6 protein-coding genes are annotated in these 6,787 nt (G+C 38.9%); 4 read left to right on the forward strand and 2 right to left on the reverse strand.

Features of this window, described 5'->3' with window-relative positions:
- Positions 1-427 precede the first annotated feature (427 nt).
- Complete coding sequence (locus ACYQ21_RS03515) at positions 428-1,300, reverse strand: Cof-type HAD-IIB family hydrolase (protein WP_460055215.1); 873 nt, start codon at positions 1,298-1,300, stop codon at positions 428-430.
- Positions 1,301-1,450: 150 nt separating this feature from the next.
- Between ACYQ21_RS03515 and treR the strand changes: the two genes are divergently transcribed.
- The 4 genes from treR (at position 1,451) to ACYQ21_RS03535 (ending at position 5,037) form a co-directional block, all read left to right on the forward strand.
- A complete protein-coding gene (treR, locus tag ACYQ21_RS03520) occupies positions 1,451-2,167 on the forward strand; it encodes a trehalose operon repressor (RefSeq protein WP_460055218.1) in 717 nt (238 codons plus the stop codon).
- Between the two features lie 234 nt (positions 2,168-2,401).
- A complete protein-coding gene (gene nox, locus ACYQ21_RS03525; protein WP_460055221.1) occupies positions 2,402-3,730 on the forward strand; it encodes a H2O-forming NADH oxidase in 1,329 nt (442 codons plus the stop codon).
- 302 nt (positions 3,731-4,032) lie between these two features.
- On the forward strand, positions 4,033-4,371 hold the full coding sequence (locus ACYQ21_RS03530; RefSeq protein ID WP_460055222.1) for a transposase: 339 nt from the start codon (positions 4,033-4,035) through the stop codon (positions 4,369-4,371).
- Between the two features lie 57 nt (positions 4,372-4,428).
- Complete coding sequence (locus tag ACYQ21_RS03535; protein WP_460055223.1) at positions 4,429-5,037, forward strand: transposase; 609 nt, start codon at positions 4,429-4,431, stop codon at positions 5,035-5,037.
- Between the two features lie 197 nt (positions 5,038-5,234).
- On the opposite strand, the gene eno is transcribed toward ACYQ21_RS03535, so the two are convergent.
- Positions 5,235-6,560, reverse strand: a complete 1,326-nt coding sequence (eno, locus tag ACYQ21_RS03540; protein WP_460055225.1) for a phosphopyruvate hydratase — start codon at positions 6,558-6,560, stop codon at positions 5,235-5,237.
- Positions 6,561-6,787: the final 227 nt, after the last annotated feature.

Here is a 6,787-nt window from a genome sequence, read left to right on the forward strand (position 1 = left end):
AACGCATTTGAGGTCTTTTTTTACCTCAAATGCGTTAAACGGTGTCTTGGCTGTTTTTTTGACATTATAGCCTGTTTTCATATTAAAAACTATATCATCTTTAAATGATATAAAATTTTTGACTTTAAATTCGGCTAACATAATGAACCTTCTTTAAATAAAAACAAAAAAATGTTTTGTTATCACTTATGACATGAATTTAACAAAAAGTAAATAAAGCATATTTACTCTTATGAAGTACAAAAAATGGCCCCTTTGATCGAAATAGCATTAAGTTAAAAAGAAAAATCAGAGTATGAGATTTACTTTTATTTTCTGATTTACGACTTCTGGTCGCCTAACTTAATGACATTGACCTCACGGTCATCCTTTCAGTCAAGTCAAATAGCTTATCTACTTAAACACTATGTTGAATAGATACAAACGCTTATTGCCACTCGCCTGCTAAAATACGATCAACTGCATGCGCCACACCATTGTCAATGTTCGTCTCAGTCGTATACTTAGCCACCGCCTTGACCTCTTCTTCAGCGTTAGCCATTGCAATCCCAATACCCGCTCCCTCAATCATGCTCATGTCGTTGAAATTATCGCCAATTGCTGCTACTTTTGACAAGGGAAGGCTTAATAGCTCTGTCACTTTTTGGAGAGACTGTCCTTTTTGCGCCGCCTCATGATTAACTTCAATATTATTGGCACCAGATGATGTCACAGCCAAATTTGGAATCTGTGACAACTCTTCCTTAGCTAATAATAAAGCTGGGTCATCAATTTGTCCCATGGCAAAGATTTTCAAAACTGTTACTTCAGGATTATCCAGAACCTCTTTGAAATCAGCTACAAAGTTAATTGGTAACGTCGCCATATGGCTTTCTGCAATCTCAAAGGCTTCAGTTTCTGACAAATTAGGCGACGTGCTTTTCAGCCAATGCGCCACACTGGCAATCCGGTCATCAATATTTTCAGTAAAGCCACCGTTATCCGTAAAAAGTTCAAAATAAATATCATGGCGACGAAAAATAGGCACGGCTAAGGCAAGCTTTTCCTTTTCAATCCCAACAGTAAAGATATTTTGACCATTTTCATCAAAAATTTGCGCCCCATTTGACGTAATGTAGCGACATTTAATTCCAGCTGACTCTAAGATTGGTTGCGCCTCTTCAATTGAACGACCAGTTGCCACAACAAACTCTACCCCTGCTGCCTGTACTTTTTTAATCGCCGCAACATTTTCCTCTGAAATTTCCATCTCAGCATTAAGCAACGTGCCATCCATATCTGATGCAATAAGTTGAATCATTTTTCTTCCCTTTCTGCACTTTCATTCTAATGAAAGCTTGAAACTTGACCTACACTAGCTTTTCTTGAAATTCTGTTTGTTTTAGATAACTTGCAAACGTTTCCCTTTTATTTTAACATATTTTGCTTTGATTTTTGGTAAAATAAAGATATGAAAAAATATGAACTGATTCTACATGACTTAGAATATAAAATAAAAAATAAAACGTATCAGGAAAATGACCTGCTACCAAGTGAAAATGAACTCGTCAAAATCTATGATGCCAGTCGTGCAACAATCCGACAATCCCTTCAAATTTTGGAAGAAAAGGGCTTAATCCAAAAACAAAAGGGCCGCGGTTCTGTCGTCATCGCCTCAAGTAAACTTAATTTTCCGATTTCTGGCTTGACTAGCTATAAAGAATTACAAGATTCACTCGATTTTGAAAGTGTTACTGAAGTCATCAAGTTTGAGAAAATCATAGTTGATAGCGAACTTGCTGCAAAAACACTGTTTGACATCGGCATCCCTATCTGGCATATCATTCGCGTTCGCAAAATTGACGGCGAGGCAGTCGTCCTTGACCACGATTTTGTCAAATACAACATTTGTCCTGATATGAGCAAGGCAGACGTTGCCTACTCCCTCTACGACTACCTTGAAAAACAGCTGAAAATTGAGATTTCCTTCGCCCAAAAAGAAATCACCATTGATTTTGTCAATGACGAAGATCGACGACTCTTGGACTTAAACCAGCTAGACCGTCACATCGTCAGCGTCAAAAGCCATGTTTTTCTTAATGATGCCAGTGTCTTTCAATATACGGATAGCCGACATCAAGTCGATAAGTTTCGATTCACTGAATTTGCAAGACGACAAAAACGTTGAGTTGCAAATAAATTGATACATACTGAGTAAAAATTGAAAAAGATGGCGTCAAGTTTGCTATCTTTTTTTCAATCTTTTTAAATTTCCGATTCACTATTTTTGCAATCGCTTTCTTTTTGGTTTATAATTGATAAATGAGCAAGGGTATCTTGCATCCCTGCTTGTTAAAAAAATCACATTTTCAATCTTAGCGCATCAAGCGTAGCTCTAAAAAGAAAGGGAAATCTACACTCTATGAAAACAGTTATTATTGGTTCAAACCATGCAGGCATTGCCGCTGCCAATACACTCCTTGACAATTATCCTGACACTGAAGTTGTTTTGATTGACCGCAATACTAACCTCAGCTATCTCGGCTGTGGCACGGCACTTTGGGTGGGCCGTCAAATTGATGGTTATGAAGATCTCTTCTACACAAACGAAGAAGCTTTTCGTAAAAAAGGCGCTAAAATTTTCATGCAATCAAGTGTAACTAGCATTGATTTCAATGAAAAAATCGTTCATTTTGACAATAAAGCTGGTGAAAAATCTGAAGAAAGCTATGATAAGTTAGTTTTAGCAACTGGTAGTCAACCAATCGTGCCAAATATTCCGAGTAAAGATCTTGAAGGCTTGCATTTCTTGAAACTTTTCCAAGAAGGTCAAGAAGTTGACCACGATATGTCACGTGAAGATGTCAAAACTGTTGCTGTCATCGGGGCTGGTTATATCGGCGTTGAAATCGCAGAAGCTGCTAAACGTCGTGGTAAAAACGTCCTCCTCTTTGATGCTATGCCAACGTCTCTTGCGTCTTACTACGACCCTGAATTCACACACAACATGGACAAAAATCTTGAAGAAAACGGGATTGAACTCCATTTTGGCGAACTTGCTACTGAATACAAAGGCGATAAACGCGTAACACAATTAGTTACAGATAAAGGCACTTACGATGTGGATATGGTGATTAATGCCATTGGTTTCACTGCAAATTCAGATTTAGGTAAAGACCACTTGGAAACTTTCCGAAATGGTGCTTATTTTGTTGATAATCATCAAAAAACAAGTGACGATAGCGTTTATGCTGTTGGAGACTGTGCGACAATCTATTCAAACGCCCTCGAAGCGACAACCTATATTGCCCTTGCGACAAACGCTGTTCGTAGCGGTATCGTTGCAGGTCACAACGTTGGTGGTACAGAACTTGACGCTATTGGCGTACAAGGCAGTAACGGCATCTCAATCTTCGGCTATAACATGGTGTCAACAGGTCTTTCTGTTGCTGCTGCTAAAAAAGCTGAAATTGATGTTGACTACACTGACTTTGAAGACTTACAAAAACCTGGTTTCATCAAAGAAAATGCACCAGTTAAAATCCGTATTGTCTACGAAAAATCATCACGTCGTATCGTTGGTGCACAACTTGCCTCAACTGAAGATATTTCAGCTAATATCCATATGTTCAGCTTAGCCATCCAAGAGCACGTGACCATTGATAAATTGAAACTATTGGACATCTTCTTCTTGCCACATTTCAACCAACCTTACAACTACATCACAATGGCTGCACTTCGCGCTAAATAATGACTTGAAAACACCTGACTGTTTAGCATTTGGCTAATCCATCAGGTGTTTTTTTGTTTATTTCTCTGTAACTGACCCAAGTTCACAAAAAAGAACCTCATAAAAAGGAAGCTGCTGGAAAACGAGCGAAAGATCTCGTTTTTATTTATAATTAGGGTTATGATAAACTGTCAAGAAGAATTGCTTCTCAGTCCTTATGCTGGACTTTATGATATTTTGGTGCCTCCAAACCATGAACTGCGCCAATTGAAAGCCTTAGATGCTTTTCAATTCATCTATGAGGAACTCAAGGATACGTACGATTGTCCCCCTACGGTCGCACGGCAATTGACCCTGTCCAGATGTTTAAATGGCTACTTCTCAAGCAAATGTACCGACTGTCTGACCGTGATTTAGTCAAACAGGCTTTTTCTGATTTATCTTTCAAATTTTTCCTAGACCTTGCGCCCGAAGCTAACGTCATTGATAGCTCCACTTTAACGAAGTTTCGTCGTCTTCGCCTCCAAGATAAAAATTTTCTTGACTTGTTGGTAGGGAAATCTGTTGAAATTGCGATTCGTGAAAAAGTCGTAAAAAGCAAGACCTTTATAGTGGATGCGACCCATACACAATCTCGCTTTAATCAAAAATCGCCAGTATAAATTTTATGAGAGAGTTCCAAGCAGCTCCGCAAAGCGGTCTATCAGGTTAAAACTGAAATGAAAGCACAATTCCCAGCTAAATCTACTTGCTCAGACCTTGACGAAGAAAAAGATACACACATCAATTACTTGAAATCATTGATTTCGAGCCGACATTTTCACTCGGGAAAATCAACGAGTGCCGTAACTTACTTGAGGAAAAACACGGGAGATATGGCTTATGGAACAAAGGCAAATCTTGAGTATTTTAATAAAAAGGAATTTCCTCTTTATGCCAAGCTCAACCCTATTATCTCCGAGGGTCAACCCAGAAAACATTTTGGGTACAATAAAGATGGCGGAAAGAAAAAACAGAAAGCCAATCAAGTTGAAACTTATTATTTTGACATAGAGAAATGTAAAGTTTGTCCGCTTAGCGAAAACTGTTATAAAAGGAAAGCGAAAAGTAAGACTTATAGTGTTTCTATTTTGTCTCAGACTCACCAAAATCAAAAAGACTTTCAAGAGACAGAGCTTTTCAAAGCTAAAATGAAACATCGTTATGAGATTGAGGCAAAGCACGCCGAACTCAAAAATCGTCATGGCTATGGAATAGCCCAGTCCAAGGGATTTTTTGGCATGGACATTCAAGGAGCGACGATCCTATTTCTAGTCAATTTGAAGTGAATTTTGACCTTAAAAGTTGAAAGTGAAGTAAAAGACTGAGGGAAATAGAAGTGGGGGAGTGAACAAAAAAAGAATTTTAGGCAGTATCTTGCGTAAAATTCTTTTTTTACTTTATTTTGAGTCCTGAACCTCTGACTTTTTCAGTAGCTTCAAAGGTTCTCTTCTATTTGTCAAGTCTCTGACATCAGAATAACTGATTAGAAACGAGATTTATCTTTGATGTTGTAGAACGAGTCAAGGCCTTTGTAAATCGCAACTTCACCCAATTGATCTTCGATACGAAGTAATTGGTTGTATTTCGCAATACGGTCAGTACGCGACAATGAACCAGTTTTGATTTGACCAGCGTTAGTTGCAACAGCGATGTCTGAGATTGTAGAATCTTCAGTTTCACCTGAACGGTGAGAGACAACAGCAGTGAAACCAGCTTCTTTAGCCATTTCGATGGCTTCAAAAGTTTCAGTCAAAGTACCGATTTGGTTAACTTTGATCAGGATTGAGTTTGAAGCACCTTCAGCGATACCACGTTTGAGATAGTCAGTGTTTGTAACGAAGAAGTCGTCACCAACGAGTTGGATTTTCTTACCAAGTACTTTAGTAAATTCTTTCCAACCTTCCCAGTCGTTTTCGTCAAGACCATCTTCGATAGAGATGATTGGGAATTTAGCTACGAGTTCTTCGTAGTAAGCAATCATGTCTTTCTCAGTTTTAAGTTCCCACTCTTCTTCTGGTTTGTTAGCCAATTTACCGAATTCGTAAACACCTTTTTCTTTGTTGTAGAATTCAGAAGATGCAGCATCCATCGCAAGTACGATATCTTTACCTGGGACATAACCAGCTTTTTCGATGGCTTCAATGATCACTTCGAAACCTTCATCGTTTGATTTCAAGTTAGGTGCGAAACCACCTTCATCACCAACGGCAGTAGAGTAACCTTTGGCTTTAAGGATTGAAGCCAAAGCGTGGAATACTTCTGCACCATAACGGAGCGCTTCTTTGAAAGTAGGCGCACCAATTGGCATAATCATGAATTCTTGGAAGTCAATAGAGTTGTCAGCATGTGAACCACCATTGATGATGTTCATCATAGGCGTTGGCAATACTTTCGTATTGAAACCGCCAAGGTAGTGGTAAAGTGGCACTTCAAGGAAGTCAGCAGCAGCACGAGCAGCAGCGATAGACACACCAAGAATAGCGTTAGCGCCTAATTTACCTTTAGTAGGTGTGCCGTCCAAAGCGATCATCGCACGGTCAATAGCTTGTTGGTCACGAACATCGTAACCAATGATAGCTTCAGCGATAACGTTGTTTACGTTGTCAACAGCTTTTTGTACGCCTTTACCAAGGTAACGAGATTTGTCACCATCACGAAGCTCAACAGCTTCGTGTTCACCAGTAGAAGCACCTGAAGGTACCATGCCACGACCGAATGCACCTGATTCAGTGTAAACTTCTACTTCGATTGTTGGGTTACCGCGTGAGTCGAGGACTTCGCGAGCGTAAACATCAGTAATAATTGACATTTTTGTCTCCTTTAATTTTAAACACACCTATTGGGCATTTTTTCTTACTACCTTATATTACCACTATTTTACAGATATTTCAAGAAAAAATACTGAGCAGCACGACAAACGCATGACTCTCTCTCTCCCAATCTCAAAATAGGAAGCGTGTTTTTAAAAATAACAGCTCTCACATTGAAAACAACTGTGCCAAATAATCTGAAAAAGTCATTGATAACGAAAAACGT

This window comes from Pseudolactococcus yaeyamensis, assembly GCF_054658615.1.